Raw genomic sequence first — 26,693 nt, 5'->3', positions numbered from 1 at the left:
AGGGATCGGTCGGCCGGGGCTTCGTGGGCAACCGTAGCCTGACTTCACAGATTGTCAAAGATCGCACCAAATAGTCACATATGCTGAGATGGCTCCGTCGCGTCCGACGACGGACGACATGTCTCCACCGGAAGGTCCCCATGCTCACAGGTGCCGTCGCCGACGACTTCACAGGAGCCACCGATCTCGCCGCCGCCCTGCACTCGCGTGGGCTGCGGACCGCCGTCGTCATCGGCGACCGGCCCGTCCCCGACGAGCAGGTGGCCGGGCTCGACGCCGTCGTCGTCGCCCTCAAGTCGCGCACCGCCCCCGTCGAGGAGGCGGTGGGCGCGTCCCTGGGGGCCGCCGACCGCCTCCTCGGCTGGGGTGCCGACCGCTTCTACCTCAAGTACTGCTCGACCTTCGACTCGACCGACGAGGGCAACATCGGGCCGGTGCTCGACGCGCTCCGCGAGCGCCTCGGCACCGACCGCAGCGTCGTCGTGCCCGCGTTCCCCGGCACCGGCCGCACCGTGCGCGACGGCTCGCTGTGGGTCGGCGACGACCTGCTCGAGGACTCGTCGATGCGGCACCACCCGCTCACGCCCATGACGCGGTCGCGGCTGCGCGACCTGCTCGCGCCGCAGACCACGGCCACGGTCACCGAGATCGGGCTCGACGTGGTGCGCCGCGGGGCCGACGCGCTGCGGCAGGCGCTCGACGCCGCCCCCGCGGGCTACCTCGTCGTCGACGCCGTCGAGGACGACGACCTGAGGGCCATCGCGCAGGCGACGGCCGGGCACCGGCTCGTGAGCGGCGGGGCCGGCCTCGCGCTCGGGCTCGAGCCGGTCGCGACGGACGCGGCGGGCACAGGCACTGCGGGCACGCGCGCAGCCGCCGCCGCCCCGTTCCCCTCCTTCTCCCGTCGTCGCCTCGTCGTGTGCGGCTCGGCCTCGACCACCACGCAGGCGCAGGTCGCGGCCGCGGTCGCCGCCGGGCACCCGACCCGCAAGGTCGACATCGCGCAGGCGCTCGCCGATCCCGAGGCCGAGACCGCCTCGCTGGCCGAGTGGGTGCGCGGACTCGACGACGTCTCCGTGCCGGTCGTGTACTCCGTCGGCCAGCCGTCGGACGTCGTGCCCGCAGGGGCACTGCCCGCAGGAGGCGCGGGCGCCGCCGTCAGCGCCTCGGAGGTCGTCGAGACGGTCCTGTCGGGCCTCGTGCTCGACCTCGTCGCCGACGGCACGGTCGACCAGGTCGTCGTCGCGGGCGGCGAGACGAGCGGTGCCGTCGTCGGCTCCCTCGGTGTCGGCCTGCTCACGATCGGGCCCCTGCTCGCCCCCGGCGTCTGCTGGAGCGCGGCCACCACCGACGACGGCCGGGAGGTGGCGCTCGTCCTCAAGAGCGGCAACTTCGGCGCGGTCGACCTCTTCTCGAGCGCCTGGGAGGCACTGGCATGAGCGGCGCCGACGCAGGGACGACGACGCGGGCCGCGGAGCCCGGCCGCCTCGAGACCGCGGCGGAGCACGCGACGGCAGTCCGCCTCCTCGTGGCCGCCGGTCGCGCCCTCGTCGCCGCCGGGCTGAGCCCCGGCAGCTCGGGCAACGTCAGCGTCCGCGACGGCGACCGCCTGCTGATGACCGGCACCGGCACGCAGCTCGGCGACCTCGCGCCGGACGACCTGTCGGTGCTCGACCTCGCGGGCGCGCACCTCGGCGGCCCCGCGCCGTCGAAGGAGGTGGCGCTGCACCTGGCCATGTACGCCAAGGACCCTGCCCACACCGCCGTCGTCCACGTGCACTCGCCGTCGGCCGTCGCCCTGTCGTGCCTCGAGCCGTGGTCGGCCCACAGCGCCGTCCCGCCCCTGACCCCGTACGCGCTGATGCGGGTCGGCCAGGTGCCGCTGCTGCCGTTCGTCGCCCCGGGCGACCCGGCGATGGGCGCGCTCGTCGGCGACAGCCCGCTGCCGTTCCGGGCGGCGCTGCTGTCGAACCACGGCGCCGTCGTCAGCGGCGAGGACCTCGACCGGGCCGTGCAGAGCACGATCGAGCTCGAGGAGGCGTGCCGCATCGCCTTGCTCACCCAGGGAGCCGCCCGCCGGCTGATCGCGCCGGACCAGGTGCGGGCGATCACGGCCGCGTGGGGGATGCCCTGGACCGGTCCCGCGGACGAGGGCGGCGCCTCCTCGGCCCTGGTCTCGCCCGCCTCCTCGGCCCCGGTCCCGCCCGCCGCCGGCGAGGGCCGCGACAACTAGGCTGGCGCGCGTGTCGACCCCCCTGATCCCCGAGCAGCGCCGCGAGTCGATCGTCGAGCACCTGCAGCGCGAGCGGGTGCTGAGCTACCGGCAGCTGACCGAGCTGCTCGGCGTCAGCCAGATGACGGTGCGCCGCGACGTCGCCGCCCTCGAGGACGCCGGCCGCGTCAGCGCGACCGCCGGCGGCGCCAAGCTCGCCTCGCGCCTGGTCGAGGAGCCGAGCCGGGCCGTCAAGCAGGAGGCGGACGTCGCCGAGAAGGAGGCGATCGCCCGCGAGGCGGCCGCCCTCGTCCACGACCACATGACCGTCTACCTCGACGCGGGCACCACGGTGCAGGCGATGCGCCGGCACCTCGACGACGTCTCCGACCTGACCGTCGTGACGAACGACCTCGCGACGGTGCAGGCGTTCCTCGACCACCCCACGGCCGACCTGATCTGCGTCGGCGGACGCGTCGACCGGGCCAACCAGTCGACGATGGGGCGCCTCACCGGCGTCGCCCTCGCCGAGCTGTCGCTCGACCTCGCGTTCGTCTCGTCGAGCTCGTGGGACCTCGCCCACGGCGTCACCACCCCCGTCGAGGCGAAGATCGAGGCCAAGCGGGCGGCCCTCGCGGTCGCGGAGCGGACCGTGCTCGTCGCCGCCAGCTCGAAGTACGGGCGCTTCGGCCGGTACCGGGCGCTGCGGCTCGACGAGCTCGACGGCGTGATCACGGACGAGGCCCTCGGCGACGAGGCCGCCGCCGCGCTGCGCGACGCCGGCGTCGACCTGCGCCTCGCCGCCCGCTGACGCCGCCCCCTGCCCCTGCGCTCGCGCCCGCGCCCCCGCTACTGGCCCTGAACCTGGCCCGGCCCGGCCCCGCAGATGCCGACCGGAGGCGCGCGTGGAGCACCAGAAAAGCGGGAGATCCCTGTTCTGCAGCCTCCCCGGTCGGCTTCTGCAGGCACTAGTACCATCGGGACGTGACCAGCCACCCGATCGCCCGCAGCACGCGCCGCCAGCGCGCGGCACGGCAGGCGTTCCCGAACCGGCTCGTGCTGACCAAGCGCACGTGCGGCACGAACGGCTGGATGAGCCTCTGGGGCAGCAACGCCCACGGCGAGATCGCGGGATGCCCACCGCCGACGGCGTGACCGCGCCCGGGATCGTCGACGACCCGGGCGCCTCCCTGCGCCCGCCGTTCCCCGACCCCCTCTGAGAGCCACCGTGTCCCCTGACGTCCCCGACGCCTCCTCGTCTGCCCCCGCCCCGACGGGCCCGGCCCCCTCCACGCCCGCGCCGCCCGCGCACGCCCCCGGCCCGCTCGGCCGCGGGGCCCGCCTCGCCCGCTTCGTCAGCCGCGACACGACGGGCGGCCTGCTGCTGCTCGGCGCGACCGTGCTCGCGCTCGTGCTCGCCAACAGCCCCGCCGCCGACTGGTACGGCGCCGTCCGCGACACGACGTTCGGGCCTGCAGCCCTGCACCTCGACCTCAGCGTCGGGGCCTGGGCCGCCGACGGCCTGCTCGCGATCTTCTTCTTCGTCGTCGGCCTCGAGCTCAAGCAGGAGTTCGTCGCGGGCTCGCTCCGCGACCCGCGCGCGGCGGCCCTCCCCATCGCCGCGGCGGTCGGCGGCGTCGCCCTGCCCGCCGTGATCTACACGCTGGTCAACCTCGACGCGGGCGGCGACGCCCTGCAGGGCTGGGCGATCCCCGCCGCGACGGACATCGCGTTCGCCGTCGCGGTCATCGCGGTCGTGGGCAAGCGGCTGCCGCCGGCGCTCCGCACGTTCCTGCTCACCCTGGCCGTGGTCGACGACCTGCTCGCCATCACGATCATCGCGATCTTCTACACCTCCGGCATCCTGTTCCTGCCGCTGCTCGCCGCGCTCGTCCCGCTCGCGGCGTTCGCGCTGCTCGTCCGTCGCGGGGTCCGCTCGTGGTGGCTGCTCATCCCCCTCGGCGTCGTCGCGTGGGCCCTGGTGCACGCCTCGGGCATCCACGCGACCATCGCCGGGGTCGTGCTCGGCCTGCTCGTGCCGGCGATCGCGACCCGACGGGCCGGCGTCGACCACACCGGCCCCGACGGCCACGTCGAGCGGCACCCGCTCACGCACCACTTCGCCGAGCGCTGGAGCCCCGTCTCGTCCGGCGTCGCCGTCCCGCTCTTCGCGTTCTTCTCGGCGGGCGTCACGGTCGGCGGCCTCACCGGCCTGCGCGACGCGCTGACCGACAGCGTCGCGCTCGGCATCGTCCTGGCCCTCGTGTTCGGCAAGTCGATCGGCATCACCGTGTCGTCGCTGCTCGTGACGCGCCTCCCCGGCATCCGCCTCGACCCGAGCCTGCGCTGGCCCGACATCGTCGGCCTCTCGTTCGTCGCGGGCATCGGCTTCACCGTGTCGCTGCTCGTCGGCGAGCTCGCGTTCGGCAGCGGCAGCGAACGCGACGACGTGGTGAAGGTCGGCGTGCTCGTCGGGTCGCTGGTCTCGGCGCTGATCGGCGCCGCCGTCCTCACGGTGTGCGTCCGCCAACGCGCCCGCGCCGACGCCCGCGCCGACGCCGGGCGCTAGCCGGCCCGCGCCGATGTCGGTTCCGCTCCTCATTCAGGAAGTCCGGTCCTGATCCTCGCCATGGGGGGAGCCGAGCTCCTGAACCGTGCACCATGCAGGATCGGCGCGGGGAGACTTCCTGAGATCTGCACGACGCTCACCGCGCCGCCGCGACGAGCACCCCGCAGGAGGCGCAGGCCGGGACGATGAACGACTAGCGTCGGTCAGGTGGACGACGACGACGCGACCCCCGCCTCCTCGTGGACCCGTCGGCGGTCGTCGATCACCCTGCTCGCCCTCGTGGTCGGCATCTCGCCGTTCGCGACCGACATGTACGTCCCGGCGCTGCCGGCCATCGCCCGCGACCTCGGCACCACGACGGCCGTCGCGCAGCTCAGCCTGACCGCGTTCCTCGTCAGCTTCGCGCTGGGCCAGTTCGTGATCGGCCCGCTCAGCGACGGCATCGGCCGACGCCGGGTGCTGCTGATCGGCACGGCGGTCTTCACCGTCGCCTCCCTCGGCTGTGCCCTGGCGCCCGACGCGACGACGCTGATCGTCGCGCGGGTGCTGCAGGGACTCGGCGGGGCGGCGGGCAGCATCGCGGGACGGGCGATGGTCGGCGACTCCACGACGGGCACGCGCCGCAGCCGGCTCTTCGCCTCGCTCGCCGTCGTGAACTCGCTCGGGCCGGTCGTCGCGCCCCTGGTCGGCGGCGTCGTGCTGACGGTCGCCGCCTGGCGGTCGCTCTTCGTGGTGCTCGCCGTCTTCGGCCTGGTGCTCACGCTGCTGTCGGCCGTGCGGTTCCCCGAGACGCTGCCCGCCGCCTCCCGGTCGGGAGCCTCGCTCGGTGCCGCGGGTCGCCGCATGGGCGAGCTGCTGCGGATCCCGCGGTTCCGCTGGTACCTCGTCACGGGCTGTGCCGCCACGATCGGCTTCTTCTCGTACATCTCGACGTCGTCGTTCGTGTTCCAGGAGCAGTACGGCTTCAGCGAGCTCGGCTACACCCTCGTCTTCGCGTCGAACGCGTCGTGCATGATCCTGTCGACGCTGCTGTTCCGGCGGCTGGTGGGGCGGTTCGCCGAGGACTCCCTCTACACGGCCGGCCTCGTCACCTGCACGGTGGGGTCGGCGCTCGTGCTGGCGGGCGCGGCGACCGGCGTCGGACCGGCGCTGATCTGGCCAGCCCTCGCGCTCGTCACGGCGGGCTGGGGCTTCGTCATCCCCGGGTCGATCACGCTGACGCAGGCGCTCGGGCACCGCTGGCCCGGCTCGGCGGCCGCGCTGCAGGGCGGGCTGCAGTTCGGGCTCGGCGGCCTCGCGACGCCGCTGGCCGGAGCCCTCGGCGGGACCGCCCTCGTCATGGGCGGGCTCATGGTCGCGTTCGTCGGCATCGGGCTGGCGGTGCAGCTGGCGGTGCGGTCACGGCCGCAGCCCGAGGCGGAGGCCCAGCCGGGCTGAGGAGGTGCGATGCGGTCGGGCCGAGGAGGTGCGATGCCGGTGGGCCGAGGAGGCGCGGTCTCGGTCCTGCTGAGGAGGCGCGATCCCGGCAGGGCCGAGGAGGCGCGGCCCGGCAGAGCTGAGGAGGCGCGCGACCTCAGCGGGTCGCGACAGCAGAGACCGCGAGTGCCGCGTGCTCCACCTCGAAGAAGTCGGCGTACGCCGGCTCGGGCGGCCGGACCGAGCGCATCGGCGGCAGAGCCGGCACGGGGGGCCGGCGCTTCGGGTAGGCCTCGATCGCCGCAGGTCGGACCCGCGGGTCGGTCTCGTACAGGCTCATGTCGATTCCGTTCCCTCCGCGTCGAGGACACCCGTCTCGTCCTGTCCTGAGGCTAGGACGGCAGACCGACCTCGGGCAGGGGCTTGCGCCCCGAACGAGGGGTGCGGTACAAGTCGCGGAGCACGGGAACGGGGTACGGGAGGGACAGGTCCGGAGGGACGTCCCGCCTCCACGACGGAGTTGGCCCGGCCCCGCGGCGGAGACCGTCCGCCTCGACGACCGACCTCGGCCGTCCCCGGACGGCGGCCTGCCCCACGGAGGCCTCCCCTACGGAGGCCTCCTCCACGGAGTACACCGGACCGCGTGACCTCACCGCTCCTCCTCGCCGGCCTCGCCGGCCTGCTCTCCGGCCTGTCGCTGGTCGTCGGCTCCCTCGTCGCCTGGTTCCTGAAGGTGCCGCGCGAGCTCGTCGCCCTCGTGATGGCGTTCGGCGCAGGCGTGCTCATCTCGGCGCTCGCGTTCGACCTCGTCGACGAGGCGACCAGCAGCGGCGGCTTCGTGCCGACGATCTCCGGCTTCGTCGCCGGGGCTGTCGTCTACGTCGTGCTCGACCAGCTGCTCGAGCACGGCGGGTCCCGGCACAAGCGACACCGCCGGCACCAGGACGACGCGAGCACCGGCGGCGGTGGCGGCGGCGCGAAGGCCGCTGCGGCCGGCGGCGGCACCGGCCTCGGGATCGCGCTCGGCGCCCTGCTCGACGGCGTGCCCGAGACCGCCGTGCAGGGCGTGAGCCTCACGGGCGGCGGCACGCTGAGCGTCGCCGTGCTCGTCGCAGTGGTCATCTCGAACTTCCCCGAGGGCATGTCGAGCACGGCCGACCTCAAGGAGTCGGGGCGCGGTGCCCGATACGTGTTCGGGCTCTGGTCGGGCATCGCCGTGGTCTGCGCCCTGTCGGCGATCGGCGGCTACGTGCTGCTCGGCGGCGTGCCGGAGGCAGCCCAGTCGTTCGTCATGGCCTTCGCGGCCGGAGCGATCCTCGCGATGATCTGCGACACGATGATCCCGGAGGCGTTCCGCAAGGCGCAGACCCTGACCGGGCTGGTGACCGTGCTCGGCTTCGTCGCGAGCTACGCCGTGCACCAGGTCGGCTGAGCCGACGCCCGGCCCCGCGGTGGTCGGCGCCGACGCTCGGCCCCGCGGCGCTCGGTGAGGAGTACACCGCCGACGAGCGGCCCGACCCCGAGGCGGGCTACGCGGCCAGCGTCAGGGGGCCGTCGGTCGCGTCGGGCGCGACCGCCGCCTCCTCGGCGACCTGCTCGGCCTGCCGCACGACGTCGTCGGTCGGCTCGGGCGCCGGATCGGGTCCCGCGCCCGGCAGCACCGCGGCGAGCCGGGCAGCGACGGCGAGCGCCCATCCGCGGTGCATCGCGCGGAACGAGAAGGCGCGGCGGAGGGTCGTGCCGTCGGTGTCCCAGGAGGGGAACGAGACGAACTCGACGCCGACGTGCTCGGCGGCGACCTGGCGGAGGGCGGCGTCCACGCGGCGCAGCTGCGACCCGATCAGCTGCGCGGCGGCGGGCGGCAGGCCCTGGAACTGCGTCATCGGGGGCAGCCCGGCGAGCAGCACGGGCACGTCCCTGCCCGCAGCCGAGCGGACGCGGGCGACGAGGCGAGAGACGGACGCGACGACGTCCGCGCTGGGCGTGATCCTCAGCACGTCGGGGATGCCGAGAGCGACGACGGCGGCGTCGGCACCCGCCGCCGACGAGCCGAGACGGGGGTGGTGGGCCGCCCGGCGCACGGTCAGCAGCGGGTCGGCGACGGTCTGCCAGCTGCAGCCGCGGCCGGTGCGGGTCGACCAGACGCCGGCGAGCTGCGCCGGGAACGCCATGCCGTGCAGGAGGACTCCGTACCCGGAGGCGGCCAGGTCGCCGACGACGAGGAGGCGGGCGGCACTCGGCCCGGGGAGGGTCGCGGTGACCTCGTCCCGGGGGAACGGCGCGCTGCGGATCTTGAGGCCGAGCACCCCGAGGTGGAGGGCGAGGTAGGGGCGCGCGAGCGTGTGCAGGGTCGCTGCTGTGCGGTCTCGGAGGGTGTGCATGGGCCGTCCTGGCGGTGCGGTGCCGGGATCCGTCCCGGTCGGGTGGCGCGGTGGCGCTCGCCGACGGTACATGCGGCCGCATCTACGCGCCAGCGCCGGCCGCCGAGGTTGCGCGTTGCGGACAGACCGAGCGGTCTGCCGCGGCGCTGTGCTTGCCGGGACGGCTGAGCGCGGCGGCCGGGTGCGGCGCGGCCGGGTGCGGCCGGCCCGGCACCCCGGAGCGGACGATGCACCCCGACACGACGGGGTGCATCGTCCACATCGAGGTGCACGAGGAGATGCGGGTCAGCTGCCGGTGGCGGACTCGTCGGCGGGGGCCGACGGAGCGTCCGTCGGCGGGGTGGGCGCGTCGGTCGGCGGCGTGGGGCGGTCGCCGCTGCCGGAGCCCTCCTCACCGGGGGCCGGGGCGCCGGCCGGCGGGGCCGGCGGCGTCGGGCGCTCGGCGCCGTCGGCGCCCTTCGCGCCCGGCGCGGGCGCGTCGCCCGGCGCGGGTGCATCGCCCGGCGCGGGTGCGGCCGGGGCGCCCTCGGCGCCAGCGCCCGGCGCGCAGCCGGGGCCGCCCGCGAGGGGACCGGCCGGAGCGTCGCCGTCGGCCTCGTCGCCGGTCGCACCCGGCGCGGCGGGCGTCGGCGACCCCGAGGCGTCCGAGCCGGGGGCCGCAGGGCCGGTCTCGTCTGCGGAGTCCGTGCCGCCTCCTGCGTCCGAGCTCGCGCTGGGGCTCGGCGACGCGCTCGACGTCGCCGCCGTGAGCGTGCTCGCGCCGCCCGACGACGCCACCGCTGCCGTGCCGCCGACGAGCGCGAGCCCGACCGCGGCGACGCCGAGGCCGATCCCGAGCCGCTTCGTCACCCGTCGGCGCGGGGCGGCGGGCACGCCCTGCTCCGACGCGACGCGGGGCGAGAGGGGCAGCTCGCGGGTCGCGTCGTCGGCCGTCGAGTCCTGCCGGGGGGCGCCGAACGCGTCGCGCTGGTCGCGGTGACGGTCGCCGTCGCCGGCGCCGCTGCCGTCACGGCCGAGGTCGCCGTCACGGTCGAAGGGGTTCTGCTGGTCGTTCATGTCGTCTCCTGACGAGGGGGTGGTGGTGGTGCGGACCGGTCGTCCGCCGCTGTGACCAACCTCGGGAGCGCACCTGAAGCCGCGCTTAAGTCGCCGGGGCGTCCAGCAGTTCCATAGGCGACCGGCGGCGACGGCGCATCTCGGCCCCGTACCGTCCAGCCGGTGATCTCCCCCGCCCGCGTCCTCGTGATCGACGACGACCCTGCCCTGCTCTCGTCCGTCGTCGCCGCCCTCGGCGCGGAGGGCTTCGCCGTCAAGGGCCTGCCCGACGGCTCCGAGCTGCCGGAGGCGCTCCGCGCGTTCGTCCCCGACCTCGTCGTCCTCGACTGGATGCTGCCGGGGGCGAGCGGCATCCGCCTCGCGGCGACGGTCCGCACGAGCAGCGACGCGGCCGTGGTCATGCTGACCGCGCGCGACGAGCTGGACGACCGCCTCCGCGGCTTCGCCGAGGGCGTCGACGACTACGTGGTGAAGCCGTTCTCGGTCGCCGAGCTGCTCGCCCGGATCGGCGCGGTGCTTCGGCGCCGCGGGCGCATCCCCGCCGTGATCGAGGTGGCCGACCTGGTCGTCGACCCGGAGGCGGCGGTCACCACCCGCTCCGGGGTCGCGCTCGACCTCACCGCGACCGAGCAGCGCCTGCTGACGTTCCTCGCGGAGAGCCGGGGCCGGACCGTGTCGAAGACGCAGATCCTCACCCAGGTGTGGGGCTACGACGACTACGACCCGAACCTCGTCGAGGTGCACCTCAGCTCGCTCCGCAAGAAGATGGAGCGGGAGGGGCCGCGGCTCATCCACACCGTCCGCGGGCTCGGCTACCGGATGAGCGCGTGAGCGACGGGCACGACACGGCGCGACACGAGCACGCCCGACACGACGCGCCGCGGGTCGACACGGTGCGGGACGGCACCCCGCGACACGACGGGCCGCGGCTCAGCACCGGGTCGCTCCGGGCGCGCACCGTCGTCGCCGTGCTCGTGCTGCTCGCCCTGCTGCTCGCCGGGCTGGCCGTCGCGGTCGAGGCGACGCTGGGCCAGCGCCTCCGCGCCCAGGTCGAGGACCGCCTCCGCGACCGCGCCTCGGCCGCCGCCGCGCTCGTCGGCACCGTCGACGGCGACGACCTCGCCGACCGGCTGTCGGCGCAGGGCCTCTCCGTCGTGATCCGCGACGCCGACGGCGGCGCGATCGTCGCTGGCCCCTCACCCGACGAGCTGCGCGAGGGCCCGCCCGCGCTCGGGGACGGCCTGCCGGCCGGACCGGGCAGGGGCGCAGGAGGCGCGGGCACGGACACGCCGACCGGCGACGCGACCGCAGGCCCCGCGGCCCCGGGAGAGGAGGCGACGGGCACCTCCTCGGCTCCGGGTGCGTCCGACGACACCGCGGCCGACTCCGACGCCGTCACGGTGACCGCCTCGAGCGTCACGGCCGACGACGAGGTGACGACGCTGGTGAGCGAGCTCAGCGACGGGTCGACGATCACGCTGACGGCCGACTCGAGCTCGGTCGGCCAGACGCTGACGCAGCTGCGCTGGGTGATGCTCGGGGCGTCGGGCGTGTTCCTGGTCGTGGCCGCCGCGGGGCTCGTGCTCGTGGTGCGGGCGACCCTGCGTCCGCTCGACCGGATGACCGCCGTCGCTCGCTCCATCGCCCACGGCGACCGGGGTCGGCGGCTGCGTCCCGCCAAGGAGTCGACCGAGATCGGCCGCGTCGCCACCGCGTTCGACGAGATGCTCGACGGCGTCGAGGGCGCCGAGCAGGCCGCGCTCGAGGCCGAGCGGACGGCACTCGCCGCGGAGCGCACCGCGCTGGAGGCCGAGCAGCGGGTGCGCGCGTTCGTGTCCGACGCGGCGCACGAGCTGCGCACGCCCGTCGCCGGGATGCGCGCGGCCGCCGACACGCTGGTCCGCTCGTCGGCCGACGTCGGGCCCGACGAGCGCGAGCGGCTGGCCGTCCACGTCGTCCGGGAGGCCGCCCGGGCGTCGCGCCTCATCGACGACATGCTGCTGATGGCCCGCGTCGACCGTGGGCTCGAGCTCGACGTCGCGCCCGTCGACGTGGAGGCGCTGGTCGCCTCGGTCGTGGAGGGGCAGCGGCTGCGTCGGCCGGGGCTGGAGCTGCGGGTCGAGGTGCGGGGGGCGGGCGCCGCGGCCGGGGCGTGGGTCGACGGCGGTGGCGGCGCTGGTGCTGGTGCGGGCGCTGGGGTCGGCGCTGGCGCTGGCGCTGGTGCAGGCGGCGGCGCTGGTGCAGGCGGCGGCGCTGGCGCAGGTGGGCTGGTCGTCCTGGGCGACGCCGGCCGGCTGGCGCAGGTGCTCGGCAACCTCGTCGACAACGCGGCGCGGGCGACGCACGGGACGGGCACGGTCGTGCTGACGGTCGACGGCTCGTCGCCGGAGGTCGCGGCCGTGCTCGTCGCCGACGACGGCCCCGGGGTGCCGGAGGCCGACCGCGAACGCGTCTTCGACCGGCTGGTCCGGCTCGACGAGGCCCGGCGGACGGGCGACGGAGGCGCCGGCCTCGGCCTGCCCATCGCCCGCGGCATCGCGCGGGCGCACGGCGGCGACCTCGTCTGTGAGCCCGGAGGTGCGGCCCCCGGCGGCGCCGTCTTCCGGCTGACGCTCCCTCGCTGACGCCCGCCCGCCCGCCCGCCCGGGCAGACGTCACACCCCTGAACGAGCAGCACACCCCCGAATTCGGGGGTGTGCTGCTCGTTCAGGGGTGCGTGACGGCAGGTACGTCGGGCGGGCCGGCGGGCCCTAGGGCCGGGGGCGGTCGAAGCGCGCGCCGCCGGGCTTCGGGCCGAGGATCGCGAGCACCGTGAGCGCGATGCCGCCGAGGTACGGGAACAGGTTGATCAGCAGCAGCCACCCGCTCAGGTCGACGTCGTGCAGGCGTCGGACCCCGATCGAGAGATACGGCACGATCGTCCCGAAGAGCAGCACCGTGAAGACGAGGGCGAAGGGGTAGAAGCCCGGCCCCGGGTCGGACGAGCCGTCGGCGTGGACCTCCATGCCGGGCAGCGCCGCCAGCAGGGAGACGAGGCCGAGACCGAACCAGACGACGACCGTGGCGAGCGCCACCCACCAGTACTCGCTCCGGCTCGCGCGGCCGCTGAAGTCGGCGTACTTGCGGAAGAACCGCGTGACCGACTCGAGCGGACCGGCGCCGTACAGCGGCGCCCAGAGCGGCACCGAGCCGTCGGCGAGGCGCGGAGACACTCCGGGAGGCGCGCCGAACGGCTGCTGCGGCTGGCCGTACGACTGCTGGGCGTAGGGCTGCTGCGGCTGCGTGCCGTAGGGCGGTTGCGACTGCCCGTAGGGCGGCTGACCCGACTGCGCCTGCCCGTAGGGCGGCTGACCAGTGGGCTGCTGGCCGTAGGGCTGCCCGCCGTGCTGCTGCTGCGGCGGCTGCCCGTAGGGCGGCTGTTCCCCGCCTGCCTGCTGCCCGTAGGGCGGCGGCCCGGACGGCTGCGGCTGCTGCCCCTCGGCCCGGCCCTGCTCGTCGTCTCGTGCGTCGCTCATGTCGTCCCCCTCGATCCGTCGCCCCTCGCGACCTGCCCAGGCTAGCGGCAGCCGGCCAGCATGCGAGCGGCAGCGCCCCCTGCCGAGGGCGGGCGTTCCGGGCCGAGGGCGGGTCGCCCGCGACCCGCCCTCGAGCCAGAAGACCCGCCCTCGGCGCAGAGCCAGCCGCACGAGGCAGAGCCGCACCGAGCAGAACCGCACCGAGCAGAGCCGAGCCGAGCTGAGCCGGGCCGGACGAAGACGCGACCGCCCTCGGCGACGCGCGCCGCGCCTCCTACAGCTCGCGGGCGAAGCAGACCGACTCGGCGCTGCCGACGTACGCCCCGAACAGCGGCACCTCGCCGTACCCCTCGCGGGCGTAGAAGCGGATCGCGTCGGGCTGCCGCGTGCCCGTCTCGAGGACGACGCGGCGGGCGCCGAGGCCGCGCGCCTCCTCCTCGAGCGCTCGGAGCACCGCGACGGCCACCCCCGAGCCGCGAGCGGACGGATCGACGAACATGCGCTTCACCTCGACCGAGCCGGGCCCGGCGACGTCGTCGGGCAGCGGGCGGAGCCCTCCGCACGCGACCGCGGCACCGGAGGCGGTGCGCGCGACGACGAAGACGGGCACGTCCGAGGCGCTGGGCGGCGTGCCCGGCTCGTGGTCGTCGCTGCCGTAGCGCTCGTCGAGCTCGCGGCGCTGGGCCCGGCGCAGCTCGTCGGCCTCGGGGTGGTCGTAGGGGACGACCTCGATCTGCCAGGTCATGTGCGGCTCCTCTCGCGGATGCCCTCTCGTCCGGCGTCCGTAGCAAGCGTTACGGTAACAGATGCTACGGTCCTGGGGTGCCCCGCCTCCGCGACGACGACGCCCGACGCCTCCAGCTCTCCGAGGCGGTCTTCGCGACGCTCGCCGAGCTCGGGCCGGGCGGCCTGACCCTGCGCGCCGTCGCCGAGCGGGCCGGCTGCACGACCGGGCTGGTGCTGCACACCTTCCGCGACAAGCAGGCGCTGCTGCTGCACGCGCGCGACGTGCTCCACGAGCGGTCGCGAGAGCGTGCCGAACGGCTCGAGGCCGACACCGCGGCCGACCCCGCCGCCGCCGTGCGGGCCGTGGCGAGCGCCTCCCTGCCGACCGACGCCGAGGGGCTCGCCGAGGCCCGCGTGTGGGTGGGCTTCGTCGCCGCGGCGCTGGGCGACCCCGTGCTGGCGGAACGCCACACCGCGGCGAACCGGTCGTTCGTCGCCCGGCTCTCGCGCCTCCTCGAGGCCGCCCGGGGCCCGGCCGGCACCGACGTCGACGGTGACGCAGGCACCGGTGACCCCGACAGAGCCGCGGATGCAGCCGCGCGGGCGTCGGCGCTGGTCGCCGCGATCGAGGGCATCGCCACCCTCACGGCCGGGGACCCCGGCGCCTGGCCGGCGGAGCGACAGCACGCGGCCCTCGCCGTCACGCTGACGGCCGTGCTCGCCCCCGCCTGACTCCGACGGCGCTCACCGGCGCACGACGTCCGTGCTCGAGCGCTACGCCTCGAGGCCGCGCCCCACCCGCGAGCGCACCCGGCCACCTCGCCCGTGCAGCACCAGGGCCACGCCGAGCAGCAGCGACAGCACCGGCGGCAGCAGGTACAGGCGGGTGACGATCACGATCAGGCCCAGCGTCGACGACGGGATGAGCGGCATCAGCGCGAAGAACGCCGCGGCGACCACCACGGCGACCAGGGCGCGTCGCGCCCACGGCTCGAGGAGGCGCCGGCGGACCACGACGACGGCGGCCGCGACCGCGAGCCCGACCGCCACGAGCCGCAGCACGCTGAGCGCCGTGCCGAGCGTCAGGGCCCCCGGGGAGGCCGAGGTCGCCAGGTCGCTCCAGGTCGACGAGAGCGCCTGGTCGACCACGTCGGGCACGAACAGCAGGACGACGCCCGTCGACGCGACGGCCGAGACCCGCCCGAGTCCGGTCTCGTCCCGGACGCCGACGACCAGCAGCACCGCGCCCGTGAGCGCGAGCAGCGGACCCGCGGTGCGCAGCAACGAGGAGGCGACGACCAGGTCGACGAGGGCGGTCGCCGCCGACAGCCCCACGAGCACGCCCGCCACCAGAGTCGTGCGGGTCGAGCCCGACATCGCGCTGGACGCGCTCGGCACGCTCGGCACGCCCGTCGCGCCCGACGCGCCCGGCGCGCTCACGCGAACGCCCGCAGCTGCTCGACGACGAGCTCGGGCCGCGTCGTGAACGGGTGGTGCCCGGTCGGCAGCTCGACCGACCGGGTCGCCCGGGCCGCGTGCTCGCGCTGGAGCCCGACCGAGGTGCTGCGGTCGTCCGCGCAGACGAGGTAGGCGGAGTCGACACCCTGCCAGCCGGCCCGGGTGGTGGGCGTCGTGAAGGCGGCGGCGTCCTGCGGCGTGACCCGGCTGAACGCCTCGCGCTGCTGCTCGGGCGAGCCGTCCTGCAGGAACCGGGCGCCGAACCACGGGGCGTCGAGGTCGCCGACCAGGCCGAGCCGCCCCGCGCCGGCGTCGCCGAGGGGCACCGGGTCCGCCTCGCCGCTCATCACGGCGCCCTGCGACTGCCCGACGTCGGGCAGGTACGACGAGACCAGCAGGAGGTGCGCCACGGCCGGGTGAGCACCGGCCTCGGCCACGACGGTGCCGCCGTACGAGTGCGCGACGACGATCACCTCGCCGGGCCCGCTCGCCTCGTCGAGGGCGCGGCGCAGGGCGGCGGCGTCGGCGACGAGGCCGGTCGCGGGGCCATCTGCACCGCCGGCAACGCCGGCGCCGCCGCCAGCATCGGAGCCGACCCGCACGTCGTCGCGGCCGTCGGCCGGGCGCTCCCCGCACGAGGGCAGGGCGAGGGAGCGGCTCCGGATGCCGGTCTCCGCCTCCATCAGGTCGGCCGTCGGCCGCCACCACCACTGGCCGTCGCGCACCAGGGCGCCGTGCACGAAGAGGATGTCCATGGTGGTCCTTCCGGGGAGGCGGAGCAGCTGCGGCCGCGTCGTCCGGGGACGCCGACGGCCTGGCTCGAACCTATGGGAGACCGCCGACGTCGCGGTAGGGGCCCCGGTCACACGGGAGACGGCGACGGAGACGGCGACGACGGCGCGTCGACGGGGAAGTGGAGCGAGTGACGGGAATCGAACCCGCGCTACCAGCTTGGGAAGCTGGAGTTCTACCATTGAACTACACTCGCGAACCCGCTCTGAGGCAGGTGTCTCCTACTATACCGACCCGCGCCTCCTCGGGTCGTCCGCGGCACCGGGCAAGAGCGTCGGCCGTGCTCGCAGGGCACGATCTCCTGTGGATGCGGACGGCCCGCGCGCCACCGCCGTACGGTCGCCCCATGATCACGAAGAAGACGCTGCTGCCCCTCGCCGCCCTCATGCTGCTGCCGCTGACGGGCTGCACCGGCGGCGCCCAGGTCACCGACCCGGCCGGCGACGTGCCCGGCAGCGAGAAGACGGCGACCAGCCCCGCCCAGTCGAACCAGGTCGACTGCAGTCGCGTGCTCGACAGCGCGCTGAACGCCCTCGGCGACGAGGTCGACGACGACGTGCTGCTCGCCTACGCCCGCGAGGACGACGGCACCTGGTACGTCGCCGCCCCCGTCGGCGAGAACAACGTGCTGAGCGACACGGTCGGCCTCTGGACCACGACCGGCGACGTCGAGTCCGACGAGTTCGACGGCACCTTCGAGTCGGTCAACGAGGACGCGCAGTCGTCGTCGACCTGGCCCGTCTCCTCCGACTCGTCGGCCGAGCAGTCCGACGCCGGCCAGCAGGCGCTCAGCTGCATCGCGGACGCGGGCGAGACCGCGCGCTAGCCCGCGGCCGCCCGACCTGGCGCACCCCCTCGGGTGCACCGCACCCCTGAGATCAGGGGTGCGGTGCACCGTAGGGGGTGTGGTGCGCAGGGGGCGAGCGCAGGAGGCGCGGGCCGGCGGGTGCGCGAGTCGGCGGGTGCGTCGGCCGACGGTCGCGCGAGCCAGCGAGTGCCCCCGCCGGCGGGTGCGCACACCGACTGTCGCTCGCGCCGACGGTCGTGCGCGCCGGCGCGAGCCTTCGGCCTGGGGATCGGTCAGGCGCGCCAGCCGCGACGGTGCGCCCGGACGGCGAGCACGATGCCCACGACGGGGATGACGAGGTAGCCGACCAGGAGCGCGAGGTGGCCGCCGCCGACACCCGACGAGGACATCAGGGCCGCCGCCGCGAGGGCGAGGAGCGCGACGCCGACGGACGCAAGCCAGACCGCGGCCTTCTCCCGTCGCGTCCAGGCCTGGGCCTGGCTGACGAAGAGGAGGCCGACGAGGGCGCCGACGACCGGCACCAGGAGCGAGCCGGCGATCAGGACGACAGCGGCGGTGATCGAGAACGCCCGGCCGGGGGGAGGCGCGTCCGGGGCCCCGAGGGGAGCTCCGGTAGGCGACTCGGCGCGCGCCTCCGTCGCGGACCCGGCGCGCGCCTCCGCGGCGATGAACGCGGGGTCGCCGAGCTGCTCGATGCGGGCAGCGGCCGACTCGGCGTCGAGGCCCTGCAGCTCCTCCTCGACGCCGGCGACGATGTCGCGGTGCAGGTCTGCCGGGAGCTGGTCGAGCTCGGAGTCGAGCCGGGCGAGATACGCGGTGGTGACCTCGGGGGTGGTGTCAGTCATGGGTGTCCTCTCCGATGAGTTGGTGCACCGACGCGGTGAAGGGCCCCCACTGGAGGCGGAAGGCGGTCAGCTGGGCCCGGCCGAGCGGGGTGAGCCGGTAGTACTTGCGGACGGGGCCGGTGGCCGAGGGCTGATCGAAGGCGGTGGCGAGGCCCTGGGCCCGGAGACGGCCGAGCACGGGGTAGAGCGTCCCGATGCTGGCGACGAGCCCAGCCTGGACGAGCTGCTCGGAGAGCTGCCAGCCGTACATCGGCTCGCGGTCGAGCAGCCCGAGGACGCAGTACTCGACGACGCCCTTGCGCAGCTGCGCGCCCACGTCCGCTGTCATGCGTCACAAGCTACCTTGCGGTGCAAGACAGGTCAAGGTCGGAGGGCGGACACCGGCGGCGCCTCGACCTCGACGACCGGCACCGCGCCTCCTCCGTACGGTGCGGTGGTCGATCTCGGATCCGGGAGTGGTCCACCGATCGGCGAGCTGAGACCCGGAGGGAGCCGATGTCCGCCGAGCCGGTTCCTCTCGCACTGCGGTGCACCGGGCTGCCCGGCGCGGTGCGGCGTATCGTCGCCCGCATGAGCGATCACGACGACACCACACCGGACACCGCCCCCGACGGCTCGACGAACGTCACCGATGAGCAGGCCGAGCACACCGAGCAGCTGGCCGACGGCTCGAAGGACGGCCTCGTCGACGACGACAAGGACTCGGACGCCGACAAGGCCTGAGCCCCGACCCAGAAGACTCCTCGAGAGGCCCCGGATCGACCTGCCCGCACCTGCGGGGGTCGGATCGGGGCCTCTCGTCGCGCCGGCGGACAGCCTCCTGCCCGTGCACGCGGGGGTCGAGTGGTCAGCTCCTGTCGCTCCTGGCGCCGGGAAGGACACTTCTTGACCACTCGAGGCCGCCAGGCCGCCGTACCCCGAGCGTGAACGTTCACGCCGCCGGGGCGTAGCGTCGACGGCGGTGCGCAGCGGAGCGCCCCCGACAAGGAGAACCCCATGGAATTCAGGTACCTCGGCAACTCAGGACTCAAGGTCTCCGAGCTCACGTTCGGCAACTGGCTCACCCACGGCTCGCAGGTCGAGAACGACACGGCGACGGCGTGCGTCCGCGCCTCGCTCGACGTCGGCATCTCGACCTTCGACACGGCCGACGTGTACGCGAACACCCAGGCGGAGGTGGTGCTCGGCGAGGCCCTGAAGGGCGAGCGTCGCGAGTCGGTCGAGATCTTCACCAAGGTCTACGGCCCGACCGGCCCCAAGGGCCACAACGACACCGGCCTCAGCCGCAAGCACATCACCGAGTCGATCAACGGCTCGCTGCAGCGGCTCCAGACGGACTACGTCGACCTCTACCAGGCGCACCGCTACGACGTCGAGACTCCCCTCGAGGAGACGATGGAGACGTTCGCCGACCTCGTCCGCCAGGGCAAGGTGCTCTACATCGGCGTCTCCGAGTGGAACGCCGAGCAGCTGCGCGAGGCGCACGCGCTCGCCCGTGAGCTGAAGATCCAGCTCGTCTCGAACCAGCCCGAGTACTCCCTGCTCTGGCGGGTCATCGAGGAGGAGGTGGTCCCGACCTCGAAGGAGCTGGGCATCTCGCAGATCGTCTGGTCCCCCGTCGCGCAGGGCGTGCTGACCGGCAAGTACACCAAGGGCGGCGAGCTGCCCTCGGGCAGCCGGGCCACCGACCAGAAGGGCGGCGCCGCGATGATCGAGCGCTGGATGGGCGACGACGTGCTCGACGCCGTCGCGCAGCTCAAGCCCGTCGCGGACGACCTCGGCCTCACGCAGGCACAGCTGTCGCTGGCCTGGGTGCTGTCGAACGAGAACGTCGCGTCGGCGATCATCGGCGCCTCGCGTCCGGAGCAGGTCGAGTCGAACGCGAAGGCGTCGGGCGTCGTGCTCGAGGCCGACGTGCTCGCGAAGATCGAGTCGATCTTCGAGGGGCTCGCCGAGACCGACCCCCGCAAGACGCAGATGCCCGCCGGCCGCGAGGTCTAGGCCGCCGGGCCGGCGTGACGGGACCGGTCCGGGTTGCCTGCGTGGCGCCTCCTGGGCTCGTGTGTCTTCCCTGTACATCTGCCGGACGCCGGTCGCGGGCTGCCGGGCGGGCCTACCGTCCACGACACAGCCGGGACATCCCGGGACTCAGCAGGAGGAGGAACCGCATGTCCATCGGAGACAAGGCCAAGGACGCAGTGCAGAAGGCAGCCGGACACGTGGAGGAGGCCGTCGGCAAGAAGACCGACGACGCCGAGCTCACCGCTCAGGGCCAGAAGGACAAGTCGATGAGCGAGGACCGTCTCGCCACCGAGCGCGCCAAGGACGGCGACCAGCACTGATCCACCCGGGCGTCGACACGTCGCGCCCTCCGGTCCGAGCCCGGCACCTGCACAGGTGCCGGGCTCGACTGCTGTCCGGGGTCGGCGCCGTGCGCGCCCGCCCCGTCCCCTCCCCCAGGCCGCCCATCGCGCCTCCTCCAGCCGGTGGTGCCTGCAAATGCCGACCACGCGAGCTGCTGTAGCGGGAAATCCCTGTGTTGCGGGGGCGCATCCCCGCCTGCGGTCGGCATGTGCGGCCCGAGCTCGGGGTCGGGGGTCGGGGTCGGGGGTCGGCTCTACGGTGGGGGCATGAGCGACCACGCCGAGCCCGACCCCGCCCGCCTCCGAGGAGCCCGCTGGGCCGTGACAGGCGCGGCCGGGCGGATCGGGGTGCACCTCCGCTCCGCGCTGCACGAGCTCGGGGTCGAGCTCGTCTCGACGGACGTCGTCGAGGTGCCGCCGGTCACCGCGACCGGCGCAGCCGGCGCAGAACTCGCGACCGACGCCGCGTCCCCCTCCTCCGCCGAGCGCCGCGAGGTCGTCGACGTCGCCGACCTGGAGGCCCTGACCGAGCTCCTCACGGGCTGCGTCGGGGTCGTGCACCTCGGCGGACTCAGCGACGAGGCCGACTTCCACGACCTGGCGACCGTCAACGTGGTCGGCACCTACCACGTGCTCGAGGCGGCGCGACGGGCAGGCGTCGGCCGCGTGGTCTTCGCGAGCAGCAACCGGCTCACCGGCTCGTACGACACCGACACGCACGTCGACGTCGGCATGACGCCGCGCCCCGACGGGTTCTACGGCGTCTCGAAGGTCGCCGGCGAGGCCCTCTGCCGCCTGTACTCCGACAAGTTCGGCCTGAGCACGGTCGCGCTCCGCATCGGCAGCTGGGGCGAGGCGCCGGAGGACACCCGGCACCTGCACACCTGGCTCAGCCGCCCGGACGCCGTGCGCGCCTTCGTCGCCGCCATGACGACAGACGTGCACGAGGCCGTGTTCTACGCGGTGTCGGCGAACGCGGAGGGGTGGTGGGACCTCGCGGCGGGCGAGGCCGTGGGGTACCACCCGCTGGACGACGCGTCCGTAGCGGCGGAAGGCCCCCTCCCCGAGCCGACTGCCGAGGGCGTCGCGCCGACGGACCCGGGCACCGTCGCCGGCCCGCAGGGCGGCCCGTTCGCCTCGGCGGCCTTCTCGCTCGACCGCATGACCCGCTGACAGCCGGCTCGTCGACACCCTCGGGACCCGCGCACACCCCTCGGCGCGCACGAGGGTCCGCGCGGGTCCGGCGGGTGCCGACGTTCGAGCCCCGCCCCGCCGGGCCGACGGCAGGCTAGGAGGCGACGCCCACGATCCGCACGTCGACCGTGGGGTCGGGCAGCTGCTGCTCCGCGAGGTGCACGAGGAGGCGCGCCGCGACGTCGCGGGCCACGGCCGGCCCCGAGCCGGCCTCGTCCACGGCGAGGTCGAGCACGACCCGGGTCTCGTCGTCGGTCACGACCAGCGTCACGAGGGGCTGCGAGCGCCCCGCGGGCGGCGGCGCGGACTCGGAGGCGCCGGCACCCGTGCCCACGCGCGCGGTCACGCTGGCGACCGCCGCCGCGAGTCCGTCGAGCGCCTGGCGGGCGATCTCGACGGCGCCGGGCCGGGCCTGCACCCGGGCGACGCCGTCCGTCTCCGCGGCGAGTGCCCCGAGCTCGAGCGCGAGGTCGTCGAGCCGCGCCTGTGCCGGGGAGGCGACGGGCGCCTCCTCGACGGTCGTCGCGTCGTCCGTCGTCGCGTCGTCCTTCGTCGCCTCGTCCATCACAGTCCTGCCTCTCGGGCACCGAGGTGCACGTCGCGCACGGTCACGTCGAGCGCCTCGACGACGATCTCGGTCTGGCGGGTGAGCGCCCGGGCCACGGCCTCGCGGACGAGGTCGGCCACGCTCCGCAGGTCGGCGCCGTAGACGACGCTGATCGCCACGTCGACCCGGATCGGCGCGTCCGCGATGCCCACGTCGCCCGCGAGCCCGCACGAGACCACGACGGCGCCGGGCACCGAGTCGCCGGCCTCGCGGACGAGCGAGCGCACGGCGCCCTCGGTGATGTGCACCGTGCTGCGCGGGTCGGGCGACGCCAGGGGGATGTCGCGGCCGGTGCGCGACTCGAGACGCACGCGGTCCATGACGCCGGCGATCCACGACGGGTCGGGCGCGGGAGCCGTCTCGACGTCGCTCTCGACGAGCTCGGACGACAGCGCCCGCAGCCGCTCGAGCGCGACGAGCTGGGCGAGGCACTCGGGGTCGTCCTCGATGAGCGGGTCGTACGGCTCCCGGCCGGAGTCGAGGTAGTCGGCGAGCCGCTCGGTCGAGACCGAGCCGCCGTCCGGCTCCGAGCTCTCACGAGGGCTCTCGGCGGGCTGCACGGCAGGCGAGACGTGCGTCGGGTCGCTCATCGCCAGGCCTCCATCTCTCGGGTCAGGGACTCTCGGGCACGGGCGAGCTGGCCCCTCACGGCGGTCACGGACGAGCCGGTCCGCTCCGCGATGTCAGCGTACGACTCGCCGCCGACCTCGCGCATGGTCCAGACGCGGCGCTGGGCGGCGGGCAGCCGGCCGAGCGCCTGGCGCAGCGCGACCATCGCGTCGGACGACTGCGCCCGTCGTTCGGGGTCGTCGTGGGCGCCGTCGGTCGAGGGCACCTCCAGCTCGTCGACGTCGGCGGCGGGACGGCGACGACGGATCAGGTCGAACGCCTTGCGCGACACGATCGTCATCATCCAGCCGCGGACGGCGTCGGGGGTCTGCAGGCCCGGCAGCTCACGCCAGATGGTGATCGACGCCTCCTGCACCGCGTCGGAGGCGTCGGCCCGGGACGAGGTGAGCCGCGTCGCGTACGCCGTCATCAGGCCGAGGTGACGCCGCAGCAGCACCTCGAAGGCCCGTTCGTCGCCCTCCGCGGCACGGGACGCGAGCGTGCCGTCGGCGGCGTCCGAGAGGTCGATCGGCATGCTGCCTCCTCTGCGCGGCGGCTCTCGAAGGAGCGTGGGTGGGACGAGTTCGACGGATTCCGTGACGATCGTGTCGCGGGACGCGTCTCATCCATGACTACACCAGCCTCACGCAGAACGGAGCCATCATGGCCGACACCACGCAGACCTCCCCCGCCGCCGTCACGACCCCGGACGGCCTCCCGGCCGACGGCACGACGCCCGGCCGAACGGTCGTCGCGGACGCCGTGATCGCCAAGGTCGCGGGCATCGCCGCCCGTGAGGTGCCCGGCGTGCACGCCCTCGGCGGCGGTGCCGCAAGAGCGTTCGGCGCCCTCCGCGACGTCGTCGGCAGCACGGACCTCGGCCAGGGCGTCCGCGTCGAGGTCGGCGAGACCCAGGTCGCGGCCGACGTCACCATCGTCGTCGAGTACCCCGTCGCCATCAGCCAGGTCGCCGACCAGGTCCGCGAGTCCGTCGCGGCCGCCATCGAGCAGCTCGTCGGCATGGACGTCGCCGAGGTCAACGTGGCCGTCGCCGACGTGCACATCCCCGGCGACGACGACGAGGACGACGACCAGTCGGACGCCCGCGTCCGCTGAGCCGACGCGCCGCCGACGCACCGGCGACGAGACCACGTCGAGGAGGTGCGGTGCAGGTCTGCCTGCACCGCACCTCCTTCACGTGTCGGCCGGGCGCGCGGCCCTCAGCGCACCGCGAGCACGATCTTGCCGAGGTGCTGCCCCGACTCCATCCGCTTGTGGGCGGTCGCGGCGAACTCGAGCGGGTAGACGCTGTCGAGCACCGGGCGCACGGTCCCGGCGGAGACGAGCGGCCACACGTGCTCGCGCACCTCGGCCATGATCGCGCGGCGCTCCGGGAGCGGACGGGCACGCAGGGTGGTGCCCCAGATGCGTGCGCGCGCGGCCATCAGGCGCCCCACGTCGATCGTCGCGGACGTGCCGCCCTGCGTCGCGATCACCATGACGCGGCCCCCGGGGGCCACCGCCTCGACGTCGCGGGCCAGGTAGTCGCCGCCGACGAGGTCGAGCACGACGTCGACGCCGCGGCCCCCGGTGAGCTCGCGGACGACCTCGACGAAGTCCTCCTGCTTGTAGTCGATGCCGCGGGCCGCGCCGAGCTGCTCGCAGAACGCCGTCTTCTCGGCCGAGCCGGCGGTCGCGTAGACGGTGGAGCCCAGGGCCGCGGCGAGCTGGATCGCGATCGACCCGACGCCGCTCGACCCGCCGTGCACCAGCAGGGTCTCGCCCGGCTGCAGCCCGGCCGACATGAAGACGTTCGACCAGACGGTCGCGAGCGCCTCGGGCAGCCCGGCCGCCTCGACCAGGTCGAGCCCCTTCGCGTAGGGCAGCAGCAGGCCCTCGTCGACGGCCACGCGGTCGGCGTAGCCGCCGCCGGACAGCAGCGCCAGGACGTAGTCGCCCAGGGAGGCGCTCGTCACCTCGCTGCCCACGCTCACGACGGTGCCGCTCACCTCGAGCCCCGGCCACGCGGGCGCCCCGGCCGGCGACGGGTAGTGCCCCTCGCGCTGCGAGACGTCGGCGCGGTTCACACCCGCCGCGGCGACGTCGATCACGACCTCGTGAGGGCCGGCGACGGGCTCGGGGACTTCGCTGACGACGAGGGCGGAGGGCCCTCCGGGGACGGGGACGGTGACGGCGCGCATGCCCCCATCCTCCCCCCACGGGGCGGGACGAGGCTCGCCGGCCCTGTCCCGTGGAACGGCCGGCGCCTCCTACGGCCTGTCGGGCCAGGCGGCGACGAGCACCTTGCCGCTGACCGACGAGTCCCGGGCGACGTCGAAGGCCCGGACCGCGTCGGCGCTGTCGACGACGTGCGTGACCACCGCGCCGAGCGACGGGTCGGCGTCGAGCATCCGCACGGCCTCGTCGATCTCGTCCCGGAAGCGGAAGACGCCGAGCACGGTGAGCTCCTTCGAGATCGCGGGCGCGAGGTTGACCGGACGGGCGACGTCGGGGACCATCCCGACCTGCGCGACGACGCCGAGGCGACGGGCGGCGACGAAGGCGGCGCTGACGGCCGGCGCGGCGCCCGAGCACTCGAGCACGACGTCGAACGAGTCGGCGGGGACGGCGTCCTCCCCGAGGCGGAGGACCTCGTCGGCGCCCACGGCGAGCGCCCGCGCCAGGGGCTCGGGCAGGACGTCGACGACGGTCACGCGCGCCGCGCCGCGGGCACGGGCCGCGGCGGCGGCGAGCAGGCCGATCGGCCCGGCCCCGGAGACGAGCACCCGGGCGCCCCGGACGTCGCCGACCCGGCTCACCGCGTGCAGGGCGACGGCGAGGGGCTCGGCCAGGGCCGCGCGCTCGAGCGGCAGCGTGGCGGGCAGCGCCCGCAGCATGCCCGCGTCGACCACGAGGTACTCGCTGAGGGCGCCCTGCGTGTGCGGGTGCGTCGAGGCGCTGCCCAGGTAGGAGCCGCCGGGCCACAGGTGCGGCGCCTCCTCGGTGCCCTCGGTCGGGGTGCCGAACCGGGCAGGGTGCACGGTGACGGGGGTCCCGGGTGCCCACTCGCCGCTCGGGTCGAGGTCGACGCGTCCCGACAGCTCGTGGCCGGGGGCGAGGGGCTCCTCGACGACGAAGGCACCGTTGGCGCCCTCGAAGTAGTAGTGCAGGTCGGAGCCGCAGATGCCGACGAAGTCGACGCGGATGCGCACCTCGCCCTCTCCGGGCTCGGGCGTCGGGACCTCGCGCTCCGTCAGGACGGTCGCGGAGTCGATCTGGATGGTCTTCACGGTCGTTCTCCTCTGTGGGCGGGCCGGTCCTGCGTGCTCGTCGGACGACGCACGTCAGACGACGCTCGTCATGCCGCCGTCGACGAAGATGTTCTGCCCCGAGACGAAGTCGCTCGCGCTCGACGCGAGGTAGATCAGCGTCCCCGTGAGCTCCTCGACGCGGCCCCAGCGACGCGCCGGCGTGCGCTGCCGCAGCCAGGAGTCGAAGGTCTCGTCCTGCCAGAGAGCCGTGTTCATCTCGGTCGCGAAGTAGCCGGGCGACAGGGTGTTCACCTGGACCCCGTGCCGGGCCACGTCGGCCGCCATGCCGCGGCTGAGCTGGGCGACCCCGCCCTTGCTCGCCGAGTACGGCGCGATGGTCTCGCGCGCCAGCATCGACTGCACGCTCGCGACGTTGACGATCTTGCCCGAGCCGCGCTCGACCATGCCGGGCGCCACGAACCGCGAGACGTAGAACACGCTCGACAGGTTGGTGGCGACGACGGCGTCCCAGTCCTCGACGGGGAACTCGGTGAACGGCGCGCGCTTCTGCACGCCGGCGTTGTTGACCAGGACGTCGGGCACGCCGTGCTCGGCCACGAGCTCCCCGACGGCCGCCTCGACGGACGCGGCGTCGGTGACGTCGAAGACCGTCGTCGCGGGCCGGGTCCCCGTGGCCGCCTCGAGGGCGTCCTGGGTCTCGCGCAGCGCCCCGGCGTCGCGGCCGTGCACGACCACCTGGGCCCCCGCCTCCGCCAGCGCCAGCGCGAAGGAGCGACCGAGTCCGCGGGAGGAGCCGGTCACGAGGGCGAGCCGGCCGGTGAGGTCGAAGAGGGACGAGGTCATGGTTCTCCTTGGTGGTTCCGGGCGGTC

At 75.1% G+C, this 26,693-nt stretch carries 31 protein-coding genes and 1 tRNA gene; 16 read left to right on the top strand and 16 right to left on the bottom strand.

Features of this window, described 5'->3' with window-relative positions; genetic code table 11:
• Window positions 1-140: 140 nt before the first annotated feature.
• The 6 genes from otnK (at window position 141) to IFT90_RS14610 (ending at window position 6,218) form a co-directional block, all read left to right on the top strand.
• Complete coding sequence (otnK, locus tag IFT90_RS14635) at window positions 141-1,439, top strand: 3-oxo-tetronate kinase (RefSeq protein ID WP_199861886.1); 1,299 nt, start codon at window positions 141-143, stop codon at window positions 1,437-1,439.
• Window positions 1,436-2,233 carry a class II aldolase/adducin family protein gene (locus tag IFT90_RS14630; RefSeq protein WP_192042954.1) on the top strand — a complete coding sequence of 266 codons (798 nt, stop codon included), beginning with the start codon at window positions 1,436-1,438 and terminating at the stop codon, window positions 2,231-2,233. Before otnK ends, IFT90_RS14630 begins: the two co-directional genes overlap by 4 nt.
• Before the next feature lie 10 nt (window positions 2,234-2,243).
• Entirely contained in the window at window positions 2,244-3,023 is a 780-nt protein-coding gene (locus IFT90_RS14625) for a DeoR/GlpR family DNA-binding transcription regulator (protein WP_371812328.1), read from the top strand.
• A gap of 173 nt (window positions 3,024-3,196) precedes the next feature.
• The gene (locus IFT90_RS14620; protein WP_192042953.1) at window positions 3,197-3,367 is read left to right on the top strand and encodes a hypothetical protein; all 171 of its coding nucleotides are present in this window, start codon (window positions 3,197-3,199) and stop codon (window positions 3,365-3,367) included.
• A gap of 73 nt (window positions 3,368-3,440) precedes the next feature.
• Complete coding sequence (nhaA, locus tag IFT90_RS14615) at window positions 3,441-4,781, top strand: Na+/H+ antiporter NhaA (RefSeq protein WP_192042952.1); 1,341 nt, start codon at window positions 3,441-3,443, stop codon at window positions 4,779-4,781.
• A 207-nt stretch (window positions 4,782-4,988) separates the two neighbouring features.
• Window positions 4,989-6,218 carry a Bcr/CflA family efflux MFS transporter gene (locus tag IFT90_RS14610; protein ID WP_192042951.1) on the top strand — a complete coding sequence of 410 codons (1,230 nt, stop codon included), beginning with the start codon at window positions 4,989-4,991 and terminating at the stop codon, window positions 6,216-6,218.
• 136 nt (window positions 6,219-6,354) lie between these two features.
• Here IFT90_RS14610 and IFT90_RS14605 read toward each other — a convergent pair whose 3' ends face one another.
• Window positions 6,355-6,537 carry a hypothetical protein gene (locus tag IFT90_RS14605; RefSeq protein ID WP_192042950.1) on the bottom strand — a complete coding sequence of 61 codons (183 nt, stop codon included), beginning with the start codon at window positions 6,535-6,537 and terminating at the stop codon, window positions 6,355-6,357.
• 303 nt (window positions 6,538-6,840) lie between these two features.
• Between IFT90_RS14605 and IFT90_RS14600 the strand changes: the two genes are divergently transcribed.
• The gene (locus tag IFT90_RS14600) at window positions 6,841-7,629 is read left to right on the top strand and encodes a ZIP family zinc transporter (protein ID WP_192042949.1); all 789 of its coding nucleotides are present in this window, start codon (window positions 6,841-6,843) and stop codon (window positions 7,627-7,629) included.
• A gap of 97 nt (window positions 7,630-7,726) precedes the next feature.
• Here IFT90_RS14600 and IFT90_RS14595 read toward each other — a convergent pair whose 3' ends face one another.
• Window positions 7,727-8,578: a GDSL-type esterase/lipase family protein gene (locus IFT90_RS14595; RefSeq protein WP_192042948.1), complete on the bottom strand. Its 852-nt coding sequence runs from the start codon at window positions 8,576-8,578 to the stop codon at window positions 7,727-7,729.
• 285 nt (window positions 8,579-8,863) lie between these two features.
• The gene (locus IFT90_RS14590) at window positions 8,864-9,634 is read right to left on the bottom strand and encodes a hypothetical protein (protein WP_192042947.1); all 771 of its coding nucleotides are present in this window, start codon (window positions 9,632-9,634) and stop codon (window positions 8,864-8,866) included.
• A gap of 162 nt (window positions 9,635-9,796) precedes the next feature.
• On the opposite strand from IFT90_RS14590, the gene IFT90_RS17670 reads away from it, so the two are divergent.
• Both IFT90_RS17670 and IFT90_RS17175 read left to right on the top strand, forming a co-directional pair.
• Window positions 9,797-10,465 carry a response regulator gene (locus IFT90_RS17670; RefSeq protein WP_192042946.1) on the top strand — a complete coding sequence of 223 codons (669 nt, stop codon included), beginning with the start codon at window positions 9,797-9,799 and terminating at the stop codon, window positions 10,463-10,465.
• Window positions 10,462-12,258 (top strand): ATP-binding protein, encoded by a 1,797-nt coding sequence (locus IFT90_RS17175; protein ID WP_371812327.1) that lies wholly within the window; start codon window positions 10,462-10,464, stop codon window positions 12,256-12,258. The genes IFT90_RS17670 and IFT90_RS17175 overlap by 4 nt, the downstream gene beginning before the upstream one ends.
• 126 nt (window positions 12,259-12,384) lie before the next feature.
• Here IFT90_RS17175 and IFT90_RS17430 read toward each other — a convergent pair whose 3' ends face one another.
• Both IFT90_RS17430 and IFT90_RS14570 read right to left on the bottom strand, forming a co-directional pair.
• Window positions 12,385-13,149: a DUF805 domain-containing protein gene (locus IFT90_RS17430; protein ID WP_192042945.1), complete on the bottom strand. Its 765-nt coding sequence runs from the start codon at window positions 13,147-13,149 to the stop codon at window positions 12,385-12,387.
• 274 nt (window positions 13,150-13,423) lie between these two features.
• Entirely contained in the window at window positions 13,424-13,894 is a 471-nt protein-coding gene (locus IFT90_RS14570) for a GNAT family N-acetyltransferase (protein WP_192042944.1), read from the bottom strand.
• Between the two features lie 77 nt (window positions 13,895-13,971).
• On the opposite strand from IFT90_RS14570, the gene IFT90_RS14565 reads away from it, so the two are divergent.
• A complete protein-coding gene (locus IFT90_RS14565) occupies window positions 13,972-14,607 on the top strand; it encodes a TetR family transcriptional regulator C-terminal domain-containing protein (RefSeq protein ID WP_192042943.1) in 636 nt (211 codons plus the stop codon).
• A 42-nt stretch (window positions 14,608-14,649) separates the two neighbouring features.
• On the opposite strand, the gene IFT90_RS14560 is transcribed toward IFT90_RS14565, so the two are convergent.
• From IFT90_RS14560 to IFT90_RS14550, 3 genes are all read right to left on the bottom strand, one after another.
• Window positions 14,650-15,315: a hypothetical protein gene (locus IFT90_RS14560; protein WP_192042942.1), complete on the bottom strand. Its 666-nt coding sequence runs from the start codon at window positions 15,313-15,315 to the stop codon at window positions 14,650-14,652.
• Entirely contained in the window at window positions 15,312-16,088 is a 777-nt protein-coding gene (locus tag IFT90_RS14555) for an alpha/beta hydrolase (protein WP_192042941.1), read from the bottom strand. The genes IFT90_RS14560 and IFT90_RS14555 overlap by 4 nt, the downstream gene beginning before the upstream one ends.
• A gap of 159 nt (window positions 16,089-16,247) precedes the next feature.
• Window positions 16,248-16,321: transfer RNA gene (locus tag IFT90_RS14550), tRNA-Gly, on the bottom strand.
• Between the two features lie 150 nt (window positions 16,322-16,471).
• Here IFT90_RS14550 and IFT90_RS14545 point away from each other — a divergent pair.
• Window positions 16,472-16,951 (top strand): hypothetical protein, encoded by a 480-nt coding sequence (locus IFT90_RS14545; protein WP_192042940.1) that lies wholly within the window; start codon window positions 16,472-16,474, stop codon window positions 16,949-16,951.
• Between the two features lie 254 nt (window positions 16,952-17,205).
• On the opposite strand, the gene IFT90_RS14540 is transcribed toward IFT90_RS14545, so the two are convergent.
• Together IFT90_RS14540 and IFT90_RS14535 are read right to left on the bottom strand one after the other, a co-directional pair.
• A complete protein-coding gene (locus IFT90_RS14540; RefSeq protein WP_192042939.1) occupies window positions 17,206-17,778 on the bottom strand; it encodes a hypothetical protein in 573 nt (190 codons plus the stop codon).
• Window positions 17,771-18,106, bottom strand: coding sequence for a PadR family transcriptional regulator (locus IFT90_RS14535; RefSeq protein WP_192042938.1), 336 nt, complete (start codon window positions 18,104-18,106; stop codon window positions 17,771-17,773). Before IFT90_RS14535 ends, IFT90_RS14540 begins: the two co-directional genes overlap by 8 nt.
• 242 nt (window positions 18,107-18,348) lie before the next feature.
• On the opposite strand from IFT90_RS14535, the gene IFT90_RS14530 reads away from it, so the two are divergent.
• The 4 genes from IFT90_RS14530 (at window position 18,349) to IFT90_RS14515 (ending at window position 21,314) form a co-directional block, all read left to right on the top strand.
• The gene (locus tag IFT90_RS14530) at window positions 18,349-18,501 is read left to right on the top strand and encodes a hypothetical protein (protein ID WP_158614689.1); all 153 of its coding nucleotides are present in this window, start codon (window positions 18,349-18,351) and stop codon (window positions 18,499-18,501) included.
• 273 nt (window positions 18,502-18,774) lie between these two features.
• Window positions 18,775-19,779 carry an aldo/keto reductase family protein gene (locus IFT90_RS14525; protein ID WP_192042937.1) on the top strand — a complete coding sequence of 335 codons (1,005 nt, stop codon included), beginning with the start codon at window positions 18,775-18,777 and terminating at the stop codon, window positions 19,777-19,779.
• Window positions 19,780-19,946: 167 nt separating this feature from the next.
• Window positions 19,947-20,120 carry a CsbD family protein gene (locus tag IFT90_RS14520; protein WP_123548416.1) on the top strand — a complete coding sequence of 58 codons (174 nt, stop codon included), beginning with the start codon at window positions 19,947-19,949 and terminating at the stop codon, window positions 20,118-20,120.
• Between the two features lie 288 nt (window positions 20,121-20,408).
• Window positions 20,409-21,314 carry an NAD(P)-dependent oxidoreductase gene (locus IFT90_RS14515; protein ID WP_192042936.1) on the top strand — a complete coding sequence of 302 codons (906 nt, stop codon included), beginning with the start codon at window positions 20,409-20,411 and terminating at the stop codon, window positions 21,312-21,314.
• A gap of 115 nt (window positions 21,315-21,429) precedes the next feature.
• Here IFT90_RS14515 and IFT90_RS14510 read toward each other — a convergent pair whose 3' ends face one another.
• The 3 genes from IFT90_RS14510 to IFT90_RS14500 are packed head-to-tail and all read right to left on the bottom strand — an operon-like array spanning window position 21,430 to window position 23,086.
• On the bottom strand, window positions 21,430-21,900 hold the full coding sequence (locus tag IFT90_RS14510) for a hypothetical protein (RefSeq protein ID WP_192042935.1): 471 nt from the start codon (window positions 21,898-21,900) through the stop codon (window positions 21,430-21,432).
• A complete protein-coding gene (locus IFT90_RS14505; RefSeq protein WP_192042934.1) occupies window positions 21,900-22,532 on the bottom strand; it encodes an Asp23/Gls24 family envelope stress response protein in 633 nt (210 codons plus the stop codon). Before IFT90_RS14505 ends, IFT90_RS14510 begins: the two co-directional genes overlap by 1 nt.
• On the bottom strand, window positions 22,529-23,086 hold the full coding sequence (locus IFT90_RS14500; protein ID WP_192042933.1) for an RNA polymerase sigma factor: 558 nt from the start codon (window positions 23,084-23,086) through the stop codon (window positions 22,529-22,531). The genes IFT90_RS14505 and IFT90_RS14500 overlap by 4 nt, the downstream gene beginning before the upstream one ends.
• A gap of 128 nt (window positions 23,087-23,214) precedes the next feature.
• Between IFT90_RS14500 and IFT90_RS14495 the strand changes: the two genes are divergently transcribed.
• Window positions 23,215-23,667 carry an Asp23/Gls24 family envelope stress response protein gene (locus IFT90_RS14495; RefSeq protein ID WP_192042932.1) on the top strand — a complete coding sequence of 151 codons (453 nt, stop codon included), beginning with the start codon at window positions 23,215-23,217 and terminating at the stop codon, window positions 23,665-23,667.
• A gap of 104 nt (window positions 23,668-23,771) precedes the next feature.
• Here the strand turns inward: IFT90_RS14495 and IFT90_RS14490 are convergent, their stop codons facing one another.
• From IFT90_RS14490 to IFT90_RS14480, 3 genes are all read right to left on the bottom strand, one after another.
• A complete protein-coding gene (locus IFT90_RS14490) occupies window positions 23,772-24,752 on the bottom strand; it encodes an NAD(P)H-quinone oxidoreductase (RefSeq protein ID WP_192042931.1) in 981 nt (326 codons plus the stop codon).
• 69 nt (window positions 24,753-24,821) lie between these two features.
• Window positions 24,822-25,841: a zinc-binding dehydrogenase gene (locus tag IFT90_RS14485; protein ID WP_192042930.1), complete on the bottom strand. Its 1,020-nt coding sequence runs from the start codon at window positions 25,839-25,841 to the stop codon at window positions 24,822-24,824.
• Window positions 25,842-25,895: 54 nt separating this feature from the next.
• Window positions 25,896-26,666, bottom strand: a complete 771-nt coding sequence (locus IFT90_RS14480) for an SDR family oxidoreductase (RefSeq protein ID WP_192042929.1) — start codon at window positions 26,664-26,666, stop codon at window positions 25,896-25,898.
• Between the last annotated feature and the right edge of the window lie 27 nt (window positions 26,667-26,693).

This window comes from Frigoribacterium sp. CFBP 8766 (assembly GCF_014841435.1).
GTDB lineage: Bacteria > Actinomycetota > Actinomycetes > Actinomycetales > Microbacteriaceae > Frigoribacterium.
This window is presented reverse-complemented; position numbering and strand designations above follow the sequence as displayed.